Consider the following 19,228-nt stretch of genomic DNA (forward strand, 5'->3'; position numbering starts at 1 on the left):
TTTCTGTAAAAGATTTATGGCAAAGGAGCGACATAGAATGAAACAAGGAATTCATCCAGAGTACCGCCAAGTTGTATTTATGGATTCATCAACAGGTAAGAAATTCTTAGCTGGTTCAACAATGAACTCACAAGAAACAACTGATTATGAAGGTACAGAATACCCATTGATTCGTGTTGAAATCTCATCAGATTCACATCCTTTCTATACTGGTAAACAAAAGTTTGCTCAAGCAGATGGACGTATCGATCGTTTCAACAAGAAATATGGCTTGCAAAACAAGTAAAAAAAAGTCATCCAAAACGGATGGCTTATTTTTTTGCACTTATATTCTTTTTTCGTGATTTCAAATGGGTAAAGACCCAACCAAAGTTGATCAAGGCCAAAAAACTAGTACTCAAGAACACAGCTGAATAACTAAGAACACTAGAAATCGATGAACCAAGTAGTGGTCCACAGACGTTACCAACTGATTGGAAGGACTGGTTGTAACCGAAGACTCTTCCGGTATATTTGGCGTCAGTATATTTGGCTAAAATCGTTTGAACTTGTGGAACTAGACAGGCATCGGAGATACCGACTAAGAATCTTAAGATGGCTAGTTGCCAGACGTTAGTTACAAACGCTTGTGGGATGTAGACTAAGACGGCAAAAATCAAACCACCGATCAAGATTTTACCAGTACCGATCTTGTCACCTAAAGCCCCAAATCTTGGAGCGGCGATAATATTAGCAATCCCCGGCATTGCCGCTACAACTCCGGCTACTAAAGTAACTTGACTAGAGCCGTGCATCAATTGTTTGACGTACAAACTGATGATAGGATTGATCGAATTATTTGAAGTTTGGATAATCATCGTCGTGACGAACATTGCCAAAATCAAATTAGGATTTTTCAACTTGTGGAAAATTTCTTTAGTCGATTCTTCATCTTCTTTAGAAATTGGTTTGAAATCTTCCTTAATAAAGATCGTGACTAAAATAAACGCTATGAATAGCAATGAACCGGTTATCATAAAGGGAATTCGATAACCGAGGTATTGAGCAATAACACCACCGACCAATGGACCTAACAAAGTACCAGAGATAACTCCGGTATTCAAAGTCCCTAAGGCTTTTCCACTTTCAGATCTAGGAGCTGTGGAGGCAATTAAGGTGTTGGAGTTACTAACGAATCCGGAAAAGACACCTTGTAGGAGTCTTAAGACAACTAATTGCCAAGGGGCAGTTACGAAGGCCTGTAGGAAAATAACAATGGCCATACCAAGTGATGCCCGAATCAACATCAACTTGCGACCTTTTCGATCAGCTATTTTACCCCAAACAGGGGAGATGATCGCCATGACAAGAAATGTCGATGAAAAGGCGATACCATTCCAAATAACGAGCTGACTTTTTGTGAAATTACCTAACTGGTTAATGTATAATGGCATAAAGGGTGTTATCATACTAAAGCCAATACCTGATACAAAGGTACTGAACCAGAGAACAATTAGATTTTTCTTCCAATAGTTGTTCGGCTGCTCAGAATCATTCGTATTAGATGACATATACATCAAATCCTTTCTAAGTATCCTAGTATACTCTTTTTAGTAGAATCATATAAAATTATTTTTTTAAAATTGGGGAAGTCTATTCATGAAGATGAAGTTAAAAGAAGTTTACTCCGCATTAAAAATAGAAGCTGACGACATCAAAGATGTTGAAATCACAGGAGTTTGCTTCGACAGCCGTAAAGCTAAAAAAGGTGATTTATTCTTTCCATTGCAAGGTCAACGCGATGGACATGAGTTTATTAATAGTGCCATTGAAAATGGAGTTAGTGCAACTATTTGGCAAAGCGACCACGAGATTCCAAATGACGATATCGCCTATGTGGTAGTTGAAAATGTTTCAGAAGCTTTTGAGACACTAGCTAAGTATTATTTGAACAAAGTAAATCCTAAGGTTATCGCCGTCACTGGTAGCAATGGTAAAACAACTACCAAAGATATGATTGCCAAAGTTTTGAGTACTAGTAACAATGTTGCCAAGACGCCACAAAACTTTAACAATGAAATTGGAGTTCCTTTTACGATTTTGAACATGCCAATCAACACTGAAGTATTAGTGGTAGAAATGGGAATGGATCGTCCTGGTCAAATTGATCATTTGAGTAATATTGCTAATCCAGATATTTCTGTTATCACAATGATTGGTGAAGCTCATATAGAATTCTTTGGAACACGTGACAAAATTGCTGATGCCAAGATGGAAATTACAAATCATCTACAAGAAGACGGAACTTTTGTCTACAACGGGGATGAACCCTTATTATTAGAACGAGCAAAACAAGTCGAACAAGATCAATTGACCTTTGGAAGTCAGGATTCTAATGATTTGTATGCTACAAAGATTATTCCGGGCAAAACTACTACAAAGTTTTACACAAACAAGTGGCCTGATTTAGAATTCGAAATTCCTATGATGGGTGAATACAATGTCAATAATGCTTTGGCAGCCTTATTAGTTGGACGCGCATCACACATTAGACCTAACGCTATGCAAAAGGCATTGCAGGATTTATTTGTGACTGAAAATCGTACCGAATGGCTCAAAGCTAAAAACGGTGCTGATATTTTGAGCGATGTGTATAACTCTAATCCAACTGCCGCAATTGAAGTTTTGCACAGTTTAAAGGAGATTCCTACAGGTCGTAAATTGATTGTGTTAGGTGACATGTTGGAACTTGGCGATGCAGCTCAGAGATTACATGAATCTATAGCAGATCATATCGATCCAAAGGATTTTGAAAAAGTTTATTTAGTCGGTCCAGAAATGAAATATTTACGTGATAAATTAAGTACAAAATATTCAGCCGATAATTTGCTTTGGTATAGCCAAGATCAGTTGGCCGATTTGACGAAAGATTTACAAAAGGAAATGACACCAGATGACACTGTCTTATTAAAGGCTAGTCATGGAATTCATTTAGAAAACGTTTTACATGATTTAATGTAGTAGTTGTCATTTGAGTTTGTGTAAAAAACGTGGTAAAGTAGTCAAATTGTTATTTATCGTGTTTTAAAAAATGGAGGACATTTGTGAAATTTAAAGAATTAGATTTAGATCCCAGATTATTGAGTGCCGTAGACGAAGCCGGTTTTGAAGAAACTACACCTATTCAAGCTCAAACTATTCCACTAGTTATGACTGGCGCTGACGTTATCGGTCAAGCTCAAACTGGTACAGGTAAGACGGCAGCCTTTGGCTTACCATTGCTAAATGCCGTTGATACTCAATCTAGCGATATTCAAGCATTGATTATCTCACCAACTAGAGAATTAGCTATCCAAACACAAGAAGAATTGTATCGTTTGGGTAAGGAAAAGAAAGTTAAGGTTCAAAGTGTTTACGGTGGTTCTGATATCAGACGTCAAATCCGTGCGTTGAAGAATCACCCTCAAATTGTTGTCGGTACACCGGGTAGAATGCTCGATCACATCAACCGTCACACTTTGAAGTTGCACAACGTTAAGACAGTTGTTCTTGATGAAGCTGATGAAATGCTAGATATGGGATTCGTTGAAGATATCGAAAGTATCCTTTCTAACGTTCCTAACAAGCATCAAACATTGTTATTCTCAGCTACAATGCCAAAACCTATCATGAAGATTGCTGATAAGTTTATGAACGAACCAGAAGTAGTTAAGATCAAGTCAAAAGAATTAACTGCTGATAAGATTGAACAATACTTTGTTAAGGCTAAAGATTATGAAAAGTTCGACTTGATGACTCGTTTATTCGATGTTCAAGCTCCAGAATTAGCTTTGATCTTTGGTCGTACTAAGAGACGTGTTGATGAATTAACTCGTGGTTTACAAGCTCGTGGCTACAACGCTGAAGGTATTCATGGTGACTTGTCACAAGACAAACGTACTAGCGTATTACGTAAGTTCAAGGCTGGTAAACTAGACTTCTTAGTTGCTACTGATGTGGCTGCTAGAGGTTTGGATATTTCAGGTGTATCACACGTTTACAACTATGATATTCCTCAAGATCCTGATAGTTATGTTCACCGTATTGGACGTACAGGACGTGCCGGACATTCTGGTGTGTCAGTAACATTTGTTACACCTAACGAAATGGGTTACTTACGTACAATCGAAAACTTGACTAAGAAACGTATGGAACCACTTGCTCCACCTACTGATAAAGAAGTTCTTAAAGGACAACTTGAATCAGTTAAGCAAGATATCAAGGATACTTTGGAACATGACAAGCACCTTGATCGTTTTGATTCAGCCGTTCAAGAATTACTTGCTGAATATTCACCAGAAGACATCACTCGTATTTTCTTGAGTGAATCAATTAAGGATGCCGAGACAGTTCCTGTTAAGATTGCTCCTGAAAGACCACTTCCATCAAGAAAAGTTAGTCACAGTCGTTCTGGCCATGGTCGTCGTGGTAGATATAACGGTCACCGTGGTGGTAACAATGATCATCGTCGTCGTCGCAACAATGACCGTCGTGATGATAAAAAGGGTGGCAAACGTCGTGAAAATGACAACAGACGTCATGGTCGCAGCAAGAAGTCATTCAAGATCAGAACTAATCTAGAAAAATAATTAATTAAATAAAAAAAGACAAGGTAAATTATTTTACTTTGTCTTTTTTTGTACAGTAAAATGAGTCTAAGGGATTTGTAGATAATTGTTGGACTTGTAAAGTAAGTTAATAATGCTATGATTTAGGCTTAAGGTTACACGAGTCAGTAATTTGTCGCACTTTTTTGTTAATTTGAACTGCAAAAAAATTATTTTCATGAAATAATTATGTCGTTCTTGAAAAAATGGAAGGAAGGTTACGTATGATCAAAGGATTAGGTATCGATATTGCTGAGATTAGTCGAGTTAAGCAAATTTATGGTCGCCATCCTAGATTTTTGGAAAAGATTTTGAACGCCGATGAAATTGAAGTTTTCAACTCTCTCAATACCGAAAAAGCTAAGATGACTTATTTAACAGGTCGTTTTTCTGTAAAGGAAGCTTTCACTAAAGCAATGGGAACCGGTTTAGTCGGTATCGGTTTTCATGATTTGAGTGTTTTGAATCATCCATCTGGTCAACCATTTATTAAAACAGAGCTCTTCAAAGGTAATATTCATGTCTCAATTTCAGATACAGATGAACTAGTAATAACAGAAGTTATTCTAGAGGAGGAAGAAAAATAATGTTGCCATCAATTCATCGTCCTGCTTACGTGGAAGTTGATTTAGGGAAGTTAAAAAAGAATCTCCAAAATGAATTAAACTCAGTACCAAAGGGTACCAAAGTATTTGCGGTCGTGAAAGCTAATGCCTATGGACACGGATTAGTTAAAGTTGCCAAAAGCGAAATCGAATTTGGTGCAAGCGGATTGTGTGTTGCTACTTTGGACGAAGCCCTAGAAATCCGTAACAGTGGCGTAGAAGCTCCTATTTTAGTTTTAGGTATAATTCCTGTCGAGTACGCTAAAGTCGCCGCACAAGCTAATATTTCGGTAACTGTGGGTGATTTAGACTGGTTGAAGGTTGCCGTACAGTTAAGAACGTCCAATTTGCGTGTTCATTTAGGAATTGACAGTGGTATGGGTCGAATTGGTTTTCAAACAAAAGCTGATTTAGTTGCTGCCTGCAATTTCTTGAATGAGCATCAAGAAGCCTTTATTCCCGAAGGATTATTTACACATTTTGCTACAGCTGATAGTCCTGATGAAAACTACTTTGAAAAACAAGTTCAACGTTTCAAAGAAATGTCAACGGACTTACCAACAAAATTCACCTATGTTCACTGTGCTAATTCAGCTACGGCATTGTGGCACAAGGATTTAGCCATCAATATGGTTAGATATGGAATTGCTTTGTATGGCTTGAATCCATCACAAACTGATATCACATCATTACCATACAAACTAGAACCAGCTCTCAGCTTGTATTCAGAATTAGTTTTCGTTAAGAAAATCAAAGCCGGTCAAAGTGTCGGTTATGGCGCAACTTATACTGCCAAAGAAGACGAATGGATCGGAACAGTTCCAATCGGTTACGCTGACGGTTGGTTGAGAAGAATGCAAGGCAGTGACGTTTTGATCAATGGTCAACGTTGTCAAAATGTCGGTCGAATTTGTATGGATCAATTCATGGTCAGATTGCCAAAAGAATTACCAGTTGGAACTAAAGTTACTATTTTGGGCAAAGATGGCGACCAAGAAATCACCGCAACCGATGCTGCTAAATATGCTGGTACGATTAATTACGAAATACTCTGCAGCTTGAGTGAAAGATTACCTCGAGTTTATAAGAAATAATCTTTTTAGTTAGTGCATTGCTGCCGTCGTCCGTTCGGCCCTGGAAAATTGCTGAAATTTCACAACTGAGCATTTTCCAGGACCTCACTCCCGACTAGATAGTGATATCTATCTTTATATAAATTACTTCAAGAAATTAAAAGAAGATATTATTGGAATTGCAGTACATTGCTGTGATTCCAGTAGTATCTTCTTTTTTATTATGCTACAAAGAAATAGAGTAGTTATTCATAAAGTATGTGTCTAATTCTATTCAAATAGAAATTGAAATCTAGTCGGGAGTGAAAATCTTGTGGCGGCTCAATGGATAAATTTCTCTTGGCAATTTATTGGTTCTTACTAAAAGTTGGTTAGTGTTAATTGCCGTCTTCCACACAAACCCTGTGATTGGCTGGAACGCTGCCGACGCAACTTGGAGCCTTTGCTAAGCCCAAAATCGGGCAAAGTCTTCAAGATTGGTCTTATTCTAAGCAACAAGTTGCTAAGAATAATTTGGCGGCTGAGCCATCACAGGGCTTGTGCTCCAGACTAAATCCTGGTTCTATTATTTATTTTATTTAATTCAAAAAATAAACTTACATACAACTAACACATTGAAGATGGAACTTCTCTGCATTTTTATATAACCAAACCATGATAAGAACCAATTTATTGCCTAGTGAAAAACCGAGTTTTGAGCTTTTGCGTCTTTGGGGCCATGCAAAAGCTCAAAATCGTGTCAGCCATGTTCCAGCCAGCCACAGGATTTTCACGGACGACGGAAGTTTCTTACCTATTGTCAAATTTGAGAACGTTTTCAGTCTATGATATGATATATTATATTGCTAATAAATTCACAATAAGGAGGATTCATATTTTATGAAAGTTGGTATACCAAAAGAACTCAAAAACCAAGAGGAACGTGTTGGTTCTACTCCCGATGGAGTAGTAGGACTGGTCAAAGCTGGACATACTGTTTTAGTGGAGAAAAATGCGGGTATCGGTTCCGGATATACTGACCAACAATATATTGATGCCGGAGCTACAATTGCTGATGTAGCAGAGGTTTGGGACTCTGACATGATTATTAAGGTTAAAGAACCAATTGAAACAGAGTACAAGTATTTCAAGGAAGGTCAAATAATTTATACTTACTTGCATTTAGCTGCCAATAAGAAATTAACAGATGCATTGCTAGCAAGTAAAACAACTGGAATTGCTTATGAAACGATGGTTGGACCAAATGGTGGCTTGCCATTGCTTTTCCCAATGAGTGAGATTGCAGGACGTATGGCAGTTCAAGTCGGAGCTCATTTCTTGGAAGAACCACATCAAGGTAAAGGGTTGTTATTGAGTGGTGTACCAGGAGTTAAAAAAGGTAAAGTTACGATTATCGGTGGGGGAACAGTTGGTGTCAATGCAGCCAAAATAGCCATCGGTATGGGTGCTGAAGTAACGCTACTAGATATTAATCCACAACGTTTAGTAGAAATTGAAGATATCTTCGATGGCAAGATTCAAACATTGATGTCGAATGCTCAAAATATTGCTAAATGCGTTAAGGACTCTGATTTGGTAGTTGGGGCAGTTTTGATTCCAGGTGCTGCTACGCCAAAATTGGTGACTGAAGAAATGATTGCATCGATGGAGCCTGGTTCAGTAGTCGTTGATATTCCTATCGATCAAGGTGGATTATTTGAAACTAGTGTGAAAGCTACAACTCACGAGGATCCAGTTTACTTGTCCCACGGCGTTGTTCACTATACAGTCGCAAATATTCCTGGGGCTGTGCCAAAAACAGCTACACAAGCCTTATCTGGCGTTACAATGCCATACGCAGTTGAGATTGCTAATCAAGGTATTGCAGCAATTGAAAATAAAACTATTAAGACTGGTGTTAATACTTACCAAGGTAATTTAACCGAAAAGGCTGTCGCTGACAGTTTAGATATGAAATATGTTTCATTAGATGATTTAGTAAAAGTTGAAGTTTAGAAATAAAAAATCCTTACTAGCTGTGTGGTTGACAGTTAGTAAGGATTTTTGGTTTTGTTTTGGAAACGGTTTTGTTTTAGAAACAGTATATATTTGTATTTCCCAAAACGGCTTACCGTGGTGGATTAGATTGATGAACTGTTTGCTGCGTAAACAATTAAAAATTAAATCAACTTTGGTAAGCAACACTATTATTATAATGTATTTTTGTCGAGAATTTTACCTGATTTTAAATCATCGATTTCAGAAACAACAAAACTCTTCTTTTCAAGGCGTTTGATAATTTCTTTTAATGTTTCGATATCAGTTCCAGATGGTAATGTGAAGAGCGTTCTGCGGACTACTTCGTTTGACTTGGCATCCAAAGTCATACAAGCAGCTACGGAAACGTATTTAGCAAAAATCTTTGACATTTTTTCAAGATCGCCACGGTCGCCAGAAGAACTGACGGTCAAAACATAACTACTAAGATCGAGATTCCAAGCATCTGACAACATACTCAAAAGTCTTGAGTGAGTTAAGATACCATAGAAGAGATTATTTTCGTCTAGAACAGCGATGTAAGGAAGATCCTTAATGTTGAAGAAGACTTTGAAAAATGGTGAATCTACACTAATAGTTTTAGTAGCATTTTTCATCAAAGTAGTTACAGGCAAGTTCATGTCGCCACCACGTGACTTGTGACGATAGATGTGCATCTTGTAAATATTACCCCTGAATATTTGTCCACTCTCATCCAAAATTGGCACACAACGGAAACCAGAGTCTTCTAGAACCTTTAAAGCTTCTTCCAGTGTAACTGTTTCTTTGACAGTAGTAAGCTTATCTTTTTTTAGTACAAGTGATTTAACTAACATATATATTCACATCCAATCTAACTATAATTGAATTAATAATACAGTAATTCGGGATAAAAAAAAAGCTGGAAACAAATTATTCATTTGTCTCAAGCTTTTTTTGATCGGTAATCAATAGATTATTGACGACCTTCGATACCAGTTGCTTCGAATCCATCCTTAAGGATCTTTTCAAGTTCTGCAGCTGATTTCTTCATTTGTGCTGATTCTTCATCGTTTAATGGAACTTCGATGATTTGTTGTAGACCTTTACGGTTGATGATTGCAGGTGAACCAATGTAAATGTCTGAAACGCCGTATTGACCAGTCATCATGTTTGATAATGGTAATACTGTGCTTTCGTCAGCAAGCAATGCTTTACAGATTCTAGCAAGAGCAGTACCGATACCATAGAATGTAGCACCCTTAGTATTGATAATGTCGTAAGCTGCGTTAACAGTCTTCTTGTAGATCTTGTCTAGAGTATCTTTTGTGATTTCTGGGTGTTTTTCCATCCATTCTGCCATTGTAACGCCACCAACAGTTAAGTGTGACCATGCAGCAAATTCTGAATCACCGTGTTCACCCATGATGTAACCATTAACTGAACGAGGGTCAACGTTTAATTCTTCACCAACGAATTTTTGTAGTCTAGCAGTATCTAGTGATGTACCTGAACCAATTACACGTTCCTTAGGGAAGCCTGAAAGTTTCCAAGTAGCGTATGTCAAGATATCAACTGGGTTAGCAGCAACTACGAAGATACCATTGAATCCTGATTCAACGATAGGATCAACGATTGTCTTCAAGATGTTCAAGTTCTTGTTAACTAGGTCAAGTCTTGTTTCACCTGGTTTTTGTGGAGCGCCGGCTGTGATAACTACGATATCAGCATCCTTAGCATCTGAATATTCACCAGCGTGAATGTTCTTTGGATATGAGAATGGAATTGCATCAGCAAGATCCATTGCATCACCCTTGATCTTATCTTTAGCGATATCACAGATAACAAGTTCTTGTGCAATACCTTGAAGTGTCATGGCGTAAGCAAATGTTGAACCTACGGCACCGTCACCAACTAGAAGTACTTTTTGATGGTTCTTTTCGTTTGTTGGAGTTGTCATTATAAAATATCATCCCTTCGAAAATAATATGTTCCTGACCCATTATACAAATAATTTGGGTAAATAAACAAGCTGATTGTGAAAAAAGTGAAAATTTAGTATTTTTTAAATGATATAATGTAAGTTCGAAATGAGGTATTAATAATATGAAACTAATTGTTGGCTTAGGTAATCCAGGTAAGAAATATGATCGTACGAAGCATAATATGGGCTTTATGACTATTGATAGATTGATGAACGAATACGGTCAAACACAAATGAAAAAAGATTTTGAAGCACAATACTGTAAATTTAAAGTTGATGGCGAGACAGTTTTCCTTGTTAAACCTTTAACGTTTATGAATGAATCAGGTAGAGCGGTAAAATTTTTGATGGGCTACTACCAAATTAGAACTGATGAATTGATGGTTATTCAAGACGATCTTGATATGCCAATTGGTAAAGTTCGATTAAGAACGAAGGGTTCTGCTGGTGGTCACAATGGTATTAAGAGTATAATCTCAGCTGTAGGTACCAAAGACTTCAATCGTATTAAAATTGGTATACAGCATCCTGATAAACAAACCGTTGTCAACTGGGTTTTGACGCCATTTTCTAAGGATCAAGAGCCAGTAGCTTTGTCTGGAATCGATAAAGCTGTTGATATGGTTAAGGATTGGGTCAGTGGCAGTACTGCTGATCAGTTAATGAATAAATACAATTAGAATTATAAAAGGGGGCAAAAATTGAATTTAATAAATTTCATAACGAATAAGCTCGACCTTGGGGAATTTATTAATCAAGTTAAGCCAGAGACGAAAAATGTCTTAACCGGCTTGACGGGATCAACGATTTCCCTTTTTGCATTGGAAGCATTAAGGAAAACGGGTAAAAAATTATTGATCGTGGAAAATACGAATTTTCATGCCAATAAAATTTATGATGATTTGAATTTGTTAGACAGTGATATTGTCCATATTTTTCCAGTTGAAGAATCAATTTCAACTGAGTTAGCTACTAGTTCACCAGATGAATTAAGCCAGAGAATTGATTCTTTGAGTTTTTTGATCAGCGATGAACCGGGAATTTTAGTGACGTCAGTATCCGGCTTGGAGTATGAATTATCGACGCCAGAATTGTTCAAATCAGCTCAACTAAAAATTAAAGTTGACGAAGAATACGATTTGGAAGACTTAAATCAAGAATTTGTCCAAATGGGTTACGTTAAAGAAAAATTGGTTGCTAAACCCGGGGATTTTGCTATCCGTGGGGATATTGTCGACATTTATCCTTTGACAGTAGATAATCCAGTCCGAATCGATTTTTTTGGCAATCAAGTAGAAAAAATTAAATTCTTCGATACTGAAACGCAACGTAGCATGGATACGTTAGAAAAGATTGAAGTACTTCCTGCTAAGGACCGAATTGTAACAGATGAGCAAGTCATTAAAGCTTTGGATAAGCTGCAGAAGAGCTATCAAAAGCAATTAACTTCGACCGACGATAAAGATATCAAAGATAATTTGGAGATTTCTTTTGGACAAACAATTGCCGAGTTGTCTGAAGGAATGCGTCCAGAAAATATTGGTCGAATTGCTGATTACGTTTTTGAAACTCCCAATAGTCTATTAGATTATTTGCAAGCTGATGATTTGGTGATTTTTGATGAGTACAATCGTTTGATCGAACAATCTAACGACAATCGGTCTGAAAACGAATCATGGTTAGCCAGTCAGTTGGAATTTGGGAAAGCTTTGCCTGAACAAAAAATTCGTCAAAACTTTGTGGAAAATATTAAAAAATATCTCCATGGACAAATCTATTTGTCGGCTTTTCAACAAGGTATGGGGCGGATGCGTCTGAATCAATTGCAAGATGTCTCTGTTCGTTCAATGCAACAGTTCTTCAGTCAAATGCCTCTTTTAAAATCTGAAGTAGAACGTTGGCAAAAGCAAGAATATACCGTAATTTTAGCTATAAGTAACGAAAAAAGAATCGATGCTATCAATAATACTTTGACCGACTTTGGCATCAAAGCTACGTTGACGACTGAAGATAAAGTGATTGCTGATCAAACGCAAATCATGAATGCTAGTTTGAGTTCCGGTTTTGAAATGCCAGAAGAAAAATTAGCGGTAATTACAGAAAAAGAATTGTTTAACCGTCAACCTAAGAAGCGTCGTCATCAAACTTTGGCTAATGCAGAAAGATTGAAGAGTTATAACGAATTAAAGCCAGGCGACTACGTTGTTCACGTCAATCATGGTATTGGTAAATTCGTCGGTATGCAGACAATGGAAGTCGACGGTAAACATCAAGATTATATTACAATCGAGTATCGTGACGACGGGCGTTTGTTCATTCCTGTTACGCAATTGGACATGGTACAAAAGTATGTTTCTGCCGAAGGTAAATCACCTAGAATCAATAAATTAGGTGGCAATGAATGGCAAAAGACTAAACGTAAAGTTCAATCTAACATTGAAGATATTGCTGATGATTTGATTGATTTGTATGCTAAGCGTGAAGCTGAAAAAGGTTTTGCTTTTCCAAAAGATGACTCGATGCAACATGATTTCGACAATGCTTTTCCTTATCCAGAAACACCGGATCAATTGCGTTCAATCGACGAAATCAAACGTGATATGGAAAAACCTCATCCAATGGATCGTTTGTTAGTCGGGGATGTTGGTTTTGGTAAGACTGAAGTAGCTTTAAGAGCTGCCTTTAAAGCTGTTGAGGCTGGCAAACAAGTTGTCTTCTTAGCACCAACGACTTTATTAGTTCAACAACATTACGAAACTATGAAGGAACGCTTCGAAGGATTTCCTGTTAACATTGGTATTTTGTCACGTTTTCAAACTAGAAAACAAAGTAAGGAAACGATTGAACAATTAGCTGATGGTCAGTTAGATATCATTGTCGGAACGCATCGTTTGTTGTCAAAGGACGTTAAATTCAATGATATTGGACTTTTGATCATTGATGAGGAACAACGTTTTGGCGTTAAGCACAAGGAAAAAATTAAACAGCTAAAAGCCAATGTTGATGTCTTGACTTTAACAGCCACACCAATTCCTAGAACGTTGAATATGTCGATGCTAGGTGTACGTGATCTTTCTTTGATTGAAACAGCTCCTAGTAATCGTTATCCAGTCCAAACTTATGTGATGGAACAAAATTACGAAGTCATTGCGGGTGCTATCAAACGAGAAATGGCTCGTGGTGGACAAGTCTTTTATTTGCACAATCGAGTTGAAGACATGGATCAAGTGGCTGAACAATTACAGGCTTTAGTACCTGATGCGAGAATTGCGACTGCTCATGGGCGGATGAATGAAACTCAGATGGAAGGCGTAATTGCTGACTATTTGAACGGTGAATATGATGTTTTGGTAACGACTACTATTATTGAAACTGGTGTCGACATGCCAAATACCAATACTTTGATTGTTGAAAATGCGGACCGCTATGGTTTGTCACAGCTTTATCAAATCAGAGGTCGAGTAGGTCGTTCCAGTCGAGTAGCCTATGCTTACTTGATGTATCGTCCAAACAAAGTTTTAACTGAGGTCGGCGAACAACGTCTTGAAGCGATTAAGAATTTTACGGAATTAGGTTCTGGATTCAAGATTGCCATGCGTGACTTGTCGATTCGTGGTGCCGGTAATTTGCTTGGTAAACAACAACACGGTTTCATCGATTCGGTTGGATTTGACTTATACACGCAGATGTTAAATGATGCTGTTGCTAAAAAGCGTGGTCATACGAAAGCTGAAAAGACCAACTCTGAAGTTAATTTGGCTGTCGAGGCTTATTTACCAAATGATTACATCAGTGATCAACGTCAAAAAGTTGAATTATACAAGCGAATCAGACAGATTGATTCTTTGGAAAATTATCAAGAAGTTAAGTCCGAGTTGTTGGATCGTTTTGGTAAATATCCTCAAGAAGTCGCTAATTTGTTAGACATCAGTTTGCTAAAGAATTCATTCGATGAATCATTAGTTAAGAGCGTCATTATGAGAAATGGTTCTATTACGATTAAATTCGATAAAAAAGCCAATGATTATTTAACTGGCGATTTAGTCTTTAAGTTTTTGAGTAATACGACTATGAAGGCTAAAGTCAGTGACAAGAATGATGAATTTAAGATGACTTTGGATTCAAAGAGTGTTGATAAATCTGAGTGGTTCCAACAACTTGAAACTTTTGCCCAAAAGATGGCTGAAGGTTTTGATAAATTAAAGAAAGAAAAAATTAAAAATTAATATGCAAAAAGAAGTGTCTAGGGCTATTAAGGGGACCTGGATTCTGACTATTGCCTCATTGTTCTCTGAGCTATTGAGTGCCATTTATCGGATTCCATTGCAAAACATTGTTGGGGATCGTGGTTATTTTATTTATCAACAAGTTTATCCAATTTACGGGATATTCTCGGTTTTAGCTTTATCTGGGTTGCCGGTGGTTATTTCAAAAACCATCGCTCAACAAGATTCACTGGCTGCTAAGCACAATTTATTGAAAAAAACTTTTATACTTTTATCAATCAGTTGTGTCGTTGTGACTGGATTATTGTGGATGTCATCTCGATACTTAGCTTTTTTGATGGGAGATCCACAACTTTATTTAGAAGTGAGAATGGTCGCTTTGACGTTCTTACTAGTGCCTTTTGAAGCTAGTTTACGTGGCTATTTTCAAAGTGACTTATTGATGACGCCGAGTGCAATTTCACAAGTCAGTGAACAATTTTTGCGGATCGTGGTCATTATTACGAGTGCAATTTTGTTCGGACATGGAATTTTAAATGTTTATCAAATGGGATCAATTGCTAATGCCGGAGCTTTTATTGGTGGAATTTTGGCAGTAATTATTTTGATAAAAACTTTTCAAAAGCATCACCGAATCGAAGAAGTTACTAGCGATGGGAAGATCAAACTAGAACATGGATTGGCTTTGGAGATATTGTTGATTATTGTCTTTACCGGAATTACGATTTTTTATCAATTTATTGATTCCTTTTCAATGTTACGTTTATTGATGCACTCGGGGATTTCGTTGACCCAAGCAGAAATTCAAAAAGGAATTTTTGATCGTGGACAACCACTATTACAATTGGGAATCGTTATTTCATTGTCGTTTGTTTCCACAATCATGCCGCAATTAAAGGAAACAAATAGAGTAAAACAAAATCAAGCGACGATTCAAAAGATGGTTCGCGTTTGTTTGTGGCTTTCGGTGGCAGAAACAGCTGGATTAATTGCTCTGATGCCTCAAATCAATACAATGTTGTTCACTGATATGAATGGCTCAAAGACTTTGGGCATTTATATGCTGTCGATTTTGATTGTGTCGCTGATCAATTTGTTGATTGCAATAACTAGTAGTGATGATGAAAAAAATATTCATAAATTGGTATTGTTTGGCATGTCATTAGTAACTAAGGCAGCTTTGAATGTTATTTTAATTCCAAAATATGGAATTGCTGGTGGGGCTATGGCAACCGTCTTGAGTGAATGCGTAATTTTGTTTGGAATTTTGATTATTTATGGTTTCAACCGTGAGTTTTTATCTTTAGACAAACAATTTATTTTTAATTTGATCAAGGCAGGATTAGTAATGGCCATCATCGTCAAAATTATTGTCAGCTTGTTTGCTGTTGGTACAACAATGACACGAGTTCACAGTGTGATTTTAAATATTATTGCCATTCCCATTGGAGCGTTAGTTTATTTAAAACTATCCAAACATTGGCGAATGTTAACTAAAGAAGAATGGGAGATTTTGCCGATGGGTAAATATCTCATCAAATTTATGAGAATTGAGGATTAATTATGAGACTAGATAAGTTTTTAAAAGTAAGCCGTATTATTAAAAGAAGAACTGTTGCTAAGGAGTTTGCCGATAATGGCCGTGCCACTATCAATGACCGTGTAGCCAAATCGTCTACTGATGTTGGTGTCGGGGATGTATTAGAATTGCACTTTGGAGAAAGAACTATGAAAATTAGAATTCTTAACACCAAAGATACAACTAAGAAAAATGAATCAGCTGATATGTACGAAGAAGTCTAATCAAAAATTAGAAATAGATTAAAATTAACGATTTTATTATTCAAATAATTGCTTAAACTTGTTATACTCAAGGTAATCATTTCTAGGGGAGTAGTGGTATGGAAGTACGTAAATTAAATTCCAACGTTTCAGTCTTACAGCCAAAGAAATCTCAAACTCCTAATCATCGCAAGAATTACGTCAAGAAAGTTCATCGTCGACGTATCTTGATGATAGGAATTATTTTTGTGATTATTTTGACTGTCTTTGGCGTTCAAATTTTTAATGCGCACCGAACTTACACTAATACAATGGAACAAATTGAAGTTAGCAAGCAAAAGCTTGATAAGCAAAAATCCACGCAACGGGATTTAAAGCTTGAAGTAAGCCAACTTCATAACACGAATTATTTGGAAAAATACATTCGTGAAAAGTACATGTATAGCAAACCGGGCGAACAAATTTATAATTTGCCAGATGATGTAAAAACCACTACGATTCAAAAATAGGGAAAGGAATTTTTTTTAATTAGATGACAGTTGAAGTAGGAGCTAAAACAGAAGGCAAAGTTACTGGAATTACAAATTTTGGGGCATTCGTTGACCTAGGAGAAGGACAAAGCGGAATGGTGCACATCAGTGAAATTGCCGATGGATACGTTAAAGATATTCATGATGTGCTAAGCATTGGCGATACAGTGAAAGTTTTAGTTCTTGGTGAAAGAAATCATAAAATTGCACTTTCAATTAAACAAGCGTCAGACAAACCTAAGCCAAAGTATCATTCACATCGTTCACATGAGCGTAATGAAAGAAAACCACAACGTAAGCAAGAAAGCTTTGATGATATGATGTCAGGCTTCATGAAAGAAAGTGAAGAACGACTAAGTATTTTAAAGAAAAACACTGAAGGCAAACGTGGTGGCCGTGGTGGACGCCGTAGCTAATAATTTTATATGGTTGGGACTTAGTCTCAACCTTTTTTATTTCAGTGGAGGCAAGTATGGAATTAGACAATAAATTGTTAGGAACCTTGCGTCAAAAACTTCAACGTTACCAAGCTAACAAAATCTTAGTAGCAGTTTCTGGTGGCGTAGACTCGATGGTTTTGTTGCATATTGTTAGCAGAATTTTAAATCCGGATAATTTTGCCGTAGTTGATGTTGATCATAATTTGAGACCAGAAAGTGCCAGCGAAGTAAAATTTGTCAAAGATTACTGTGTTGAAAATGGCTATCGATTTTTTACTACTAAGTGGCGCAAAAAACCAAAAGATGTTGGAATGGAAGCTGCAGCTAGAAGTTTTCGCTATGATTTTTTTAAAAAGGTCATGATAAAAGGCAATTTTGATACCTTGTTGACAGCCCATCACAATAATGATTTAGCAGAAAATATCCTGATGAAACTGATTCGATCAGGTAATGCGTATGAAGTCGTTAGCTTAAAAGAACAACGTCCTTTTGGAATGGGACAAATTGTTCGACCATTGTTAGATTTCTCAAAGCGGCAATTAGCTGAATACGCAGATATCCATGATATAAATCATGTTCAAGATGAAACTAATTTTGATAACATAACTATGCGTAATCGTTTGAGAAACAATATTTTTCCAGAATTGCAAAAGGAAAACGGGCAATTGTTGAGTCACTTTCGCTTTTTTGATCAACAATTAACTGCCTTGATCAATCTGGCGAAGCGTCAATTTGTTTCAATCGAACGAGCAATGGATCTAAAGGAAAATTCCCAGCAAATTATTGGGCAAGTAAAACCCGTTTTGCAATTAGATAAAGATCAACAGACTTTATTTTGGGGGAACTTCTTTACGAAGCGACAATTAGATATTTCTATCAGCAATCGTCAAATCGACCAAATTATTGAAGTCTTGACTGGCAATCAAAGCAATGCGTCAGTTGATTTAGAAGAGTCTTGGCGCTTTATTCGTACTTACAATCAGTTTGTTATAAAAAAGGCTACACAAGCTAATCTTGAAGCAATTGATGTTAAACTAAATCAAGTCGTTACCTTTAATGGGAAAAAACTAAAAATTACTGATGACGATTCGGGCACTTTGGTCGTTGATAAAATTCCTCAAAAAATCACATTGAGAACTCGCCGTGATGGAGATAAGTTGCTTTTATCAAATGGCAAACATCAAAAATTGAGCAAACGATTTATTAACGAAAAAATACCAGAATATAAACGTAAAAATTATTTAGTTTTATTATTTGATAATCAGATAGTTTGGGTTGAAAAAATTTATAATATGAGTGATTATTTAAAAAAAGGTAATAAACATTACAAAATTAACTTTGTTGAGGTAAAAGAATGAATTCAGATATCGAAAAGATTTTGGTTTCGAAAGAAGAGATCCAAAAGGCTAATGCTCGTTTGGGAAAAGAATTAACTGAGGAATATCGTGGTAAGAATCCGTTGTTTGTATGTATCTTGCGTGGTGCGGCAATGTTTATGATGGATTTGGTTAAAAATATCGATATTAAAATGGAATATGACTTCATGGATGTTTCTAGTTACGGTGGCGAAAATACGATGTCAACTGGTGACGTTAGAATTATTAAGGACTTGGATACGCCATTACGTGGACGTGATGTAGTTATTGTTGAAGATATTATCGATACTGGCTATACATTGGATAGATTGACTGAGTTGTTTAATGCTAGACATGCCAACTCAATTAAAATAGTTTCCTTTTTGGATAAGCCTGCTCGAAGAATCAAACATGTCGACGTCGATTATATTGGTGTACAAATTCCCGATGAATTCGTTGTTGGTTATGGAATGGATTATAATGAGCAATATCGTAATTTACCTTATGTTGGAGTTTTAAAACCAGACGTATATAGTACAAAATAATTTAGATAGAGTTACAATTATTATTGTGTTAATGTTCACCAATGTTACAATATGTAACGTCTAAGTAA

18 protein-coding genes are annotated in these 19,228 nt (G+C 36.6%); 15 read left to right on the forward strand and 3 right to left on the reverse strand.

All coding sequences use genetic code 11. The features are described 5' to 3' along the window. Window positions 1-37: 37 nt before the first annotated feature. Window positions 38-286 (forward strand): type B 50S ribosomal protein L31, encoded by a 249-nt coding sequence (locus FFM65_RS01260; RefSeq protein WP_059073656.1) that lies wholly within the window; start codon window positions 38-40, stop codon window positions 284-286. 25 nt (window positions 287-311) lie between these two features. Here the strand turns inward: FFM65_RS01260 and FFM65_RS01265 are convergent, their stop codons facing one another. Further along, complete coding sequence (locus FFM65_RS01265; protein ID WP_119317462.1) at window positions 312-1,550, reverse strand: multidrug efflux MFS transporter; 1,239 nt, start codon at window positions 1,548-1,550, stop codon at window positions 312-314. Window positions 1,551-1,638: 88 nt separating this feature from the next. On the opposite strand from FFM65_RS01265, the gene FFM65_RS01270 reads away from it, so the two are divergent. The 6 genes from FFM65_RS01270 (at window position 1,639) to ald (ending at window position 8,298) form a co-directional block, all read left to right on the forward strand. Continuing rightward, window positions 1,639-3,000 (forward strand): UDP-N-acetylmuramoyl-tripeptide--D-alanyl-D-alanine ligase, encoded by a 1,362-nt coding sequence (locus FFM65_RS01270; protein WP_119317291.1) that lies wholly within the window; start codon window positions 1,639-1,641, stop codon window positions 2,998-3,000. An 83-nt stretch (window positions 3,001-3,083) separates the two neighbouring features. After that, window positions 3,084-4,607: a degradosome RNA helicase CshA gene (gene cshA, locus FFM65_RS01275; RefSeq protein WP_119317292.1), complete on the forward strand. Its 1,524-nt coding sequence runs from the start codon at window positions 3,084-3,086 to the stop codon at window positions 4,605-4,607. Window positions 4,608-4,849: 242 nt separating this feature from the next. After that, on the forward strand, window positions 4,850-5,212 hold the full coding sequence (acpS, locus tag FFM65_RS01280) for a holo-ACP synthase (protein ID WP_010018483.1): 363 nt from the start codon (window positions 4,850-4,852) through the stop codon (window positions 5,210-5,212). Next, window positions 5,212-6,324, forward strand: coding sequence for an alanine racemase (alr, locus tag FFM65_RS01285; protein WP_119317293.1), 1,113 nt, complete (start codon window positions 5,212-5,214; stop codon window positions 6,322-6,324). The genes acpS and alr overlap by 1 nt, the downstream gene beginning before the upstream one ends. 387 nt (window positions 6,325-6,711) lie before the next feature. After that, window positions 6,712-6,885 carry a hypothetical protein gene (locus FFM65_RS12060; protein WP_162897871.1) on the forward strand — a complete coding sequence of 58 codons (174 nt, stop codon included), beginning with the start codon at window positions 6,712-6,714 and terminating at the stop codon, window positions 6,883-6,885. 297 nt (window positions 6,886-7,182) lie between these two features. Continuing rightward, window positions 7,183-8,298 (forward strand): alanine dehydrogenase, encoded by a 1,116-nt coding sequence (ald, locus tag FFM65_RS01290; RefSeq protein ID WP_119317295.1) that lies wholly within the window; start codon window positions 7,183-7,185, stop codon window positions 8,296-8,298. A gap of 194 nt (window positions 8,299-8,492) precedes the next feature. Here the strand turns inward: ald and cbpA are convergent, their stop codons facing one another. Together cbpA and FFM65_RS01300 are read right to left on the reverse strand one after the other, a co-directional pair. Then, window positions 8,493-9,155, reverse strand: coding sequence for a cyclic di-AMP binding protein CbpA (gene cbpA / locus FFM65_RS01295; protein ID WP_119317296.1), 663 nt, complete (start codon window positions 9,153-9,155; stop codon window positions 8,493-8,495). Between the two features lie 119 nt (window positions 9,156-9,274). Next, complete coding sequence (locus tag FFM65_RS01300) at window positions 9,275-10,258, reverse strand: L-lactate dehydrogenase (RefSeq protein WP_010018488.1); 984 nt, start codon at window positions 10,256-10,258, stop codon at window positions 9,275-9,277. A gap of 146 nt (window positions 10,259-10,404) precedes the next feature. Here FFM65_RS01300 and pth point away from each other — a divergent pair, with 146 nt between their 5' ends. From pth to hpt, 8 genes are all read left to right on the forward strand, one after another. After that, entirely contained in the window at window positions 10,405-10,962 is a 558-nt protein-coding gene (gene pth / locus FFM65_RS01305; protein WP_119317297.1) for an aminoacyl-tRNA hydrolase, read from the forward strand. Window positions 10,963-10,983: 21 nt separating this feature from the next. Further along, a complete protein-coding gene (gene mfd / locus FFM65_RS01310; RefSeq protein ID WP_119317298.1) occupies window positions 10,984-14,508 on the forward strand; it encodes a transcription-repair coupling factor in 3,525 nt (1,174 codons plus the stop codon). Between the two features lies 1 nt (window position 14,509). Continuing rightward, entirely contained in the window at window positions 14,510-16,069 is a 1,560-nt protein-coding gene (locus FFM65_RS01315) for a putative polysaccharide biosynthesis protein (protein WP_119317299.1), read from the forward strand. Between the two features lie 2 nt (window positions 16,070-16,071). Next, window positions 16,072-16,311: an RNA-binding S4 domain-containing protein gene (locus FFM65_RS01320; protein WP_119317300.1), complete on the forward strand. Its 240-nt coding sequence runs from the start codon at window positions 16,072-16,074 to the stop codon at window positions 16,309-16,311. Between the two features lie 98 nt (window positions 16,312-16,409). Next, window positions 16,410-16,799, forward strand: a complete 390-nt coding sequence (locus FFM65_RS01325) for an FtsB family cell division protein (protein WP_119317301.1) — start codon at window positions 16,410-16,412, stop codon at window positions 16,797-16,799. Between the two features lie 23 nt (window positions 16,800-16,822). Then, complete coding sequence (locus FFM65_RS01330; RefSeq protein WP_010018495.1) at window positions 16,823-17,236, forward strand: S1 domain-containing RNA-binding protein; 414 nt, start codon at window positions 16,823-16,825, stop codon at window positions 17,234-17,236. Between the two features lie 56 nt (window positions 17,237-17,292). After that, window positions 17,293-18,618 carry a tRNA lysidine(34) synthetase TilS gene (gene tilS, locus FFM65_RS01335; RefSeq protein ID WP_119317302.1) on the forward strand — a complete coding sequence of 442 codons (1,326 nt, stop codon included), beginning with the start codon at window positions 17,293-17,295 and terminating at the stop codon, window positions 18,616-18,618. Continuing rightward, window positions 18,615-19,160, forward strand: coding sequence for a hypoxanthine phosphoribosyltransferase (hpt, locus tag FFM65_RS01340; protein ID WP_119317303.1), 546 nt, complete (start codon window positions 18,615-18,617; stop codon window positions 19,158-19,160). The genes tilS and hpt overlap by 4 nt, the downstream gene beginning before the upstream one ends. Window positions 19,161-19,228 lie beyond the last annotated feature (68 nt).

Source organism: Companilactobacillus formosensis (genome assembly GCF_005405305.1).
GTDB classification, from domain to species: domain Bacteria; phylum Bacillota; class Bacilli; order Lactobacillales; family Lactobacillaceae; genus Companilactobacillus; species Companilactobacillus formosensis.

Excerpts from the sequence above, each read along its gene's own strand:
- FFM65_RS01325 (WP_119317301.1), top strand. The coding sequence starts at position 16,410 with ATGGAAGTACGTAAATTAAATTCCAACGTTTCAGTCTTACAGCCAAAG.
- pth (WP_119317297.1), top strand. The coding sequence starts at position 10,405 with ATGAAACTAATTGTTGGCTTAGGTAATCCAGGTAAGAAATATGATCGT.
- FFM65_RS01330 (WP_010018495.1), top strand. The coding sequence starts at position 16,823 with ATGACAGTTGAAGTAGGAGCTAAAACAGAAGGCAAAGTTACTGGAATT.
- tilS (WP_119317302.1), top strand. The coding sequence starts at position 17,293 with ATGGAATTAGACAATAAATTGTTAGGAACCTTGCGTCAAAAACTTCAA.
- FFM65_RS01300 (WP_010018488.1), bottom strand. The coding sequence starts at position 10,258 with ATGACAACTCCAACAAACGAAAAGAACCATCAAAAAGTACTTCTAGTT.
- FFM65_RS01320 (WP_119317300.1), top strand. The coding sequence starts at position 16,072 with ATGAGACTAGATAAGTTTTTAAAAGTAAGCCGTATTATTAAAAGAAGA.
- FFM65_RS01315 (WP_119317299.1), top strand. The coding sequence starts at position 14,510 with ATGCAAAAAGAAGTGTCTAGGGCTATTAAGGGGACCTGGATTCTGACT.
- ald (WP_119317295.1), top strand. The coding sequence starts at position 7,183 with ATGAAAGTTGGTATACCAAAAGAACTCAAAAACCAAGAGGAACGTGTT.
- FFM65_RS01260 (WP_059073656.1), top strand. The coding sequence starts at position 38 with ATGAAACAAGGAATTCATCCAGAGTACCGCCAAGTTGTATTTATGGAT.
- cbpA (WP_119317296.1), bottom strand. The coding sequence starts at position 9,155 with ATGTTAGTTAAATCACTTGTACTAAAAAAAGATAAGCTTACTACTGTC.
- hpt (WP_119317303.1), top strand. The coding sequence starts at position 18,615 with ATGAATTCAGATATCGAAAAGATTTTGGTTTCGAAAGAAGAGATCCAA.
- FFM65_RS01265 (WP_119317462.1), bottom strand. The coding sequence starts at position 1,550 with ATGTCATCTAATACGAATGATTCTGAGCAGCCGAACAACTATTGGAAG.
- acpS (WP_010018483.1), top strand. The coding sequence starts at position 4,850 with ATGATCAAAGGATTAGGTATCGATATTGCTGAGATTAGTCGAGTTAAG.
- FFM65_RS01270 (WP_119317291.1), top strand. The coding sequence starts at position 1,639 with ATGAAGATGAAGTTAAAAGAAGTTTACTCCGCATTAAAAATAGAAGCT.
- alr (WP_119317293.1), top strand. The coding sequence starts at position 5,212 with ATGTTGCCATCAATTCATCGTCCTGCTTACGTGGAAGTTGATTTAGGG.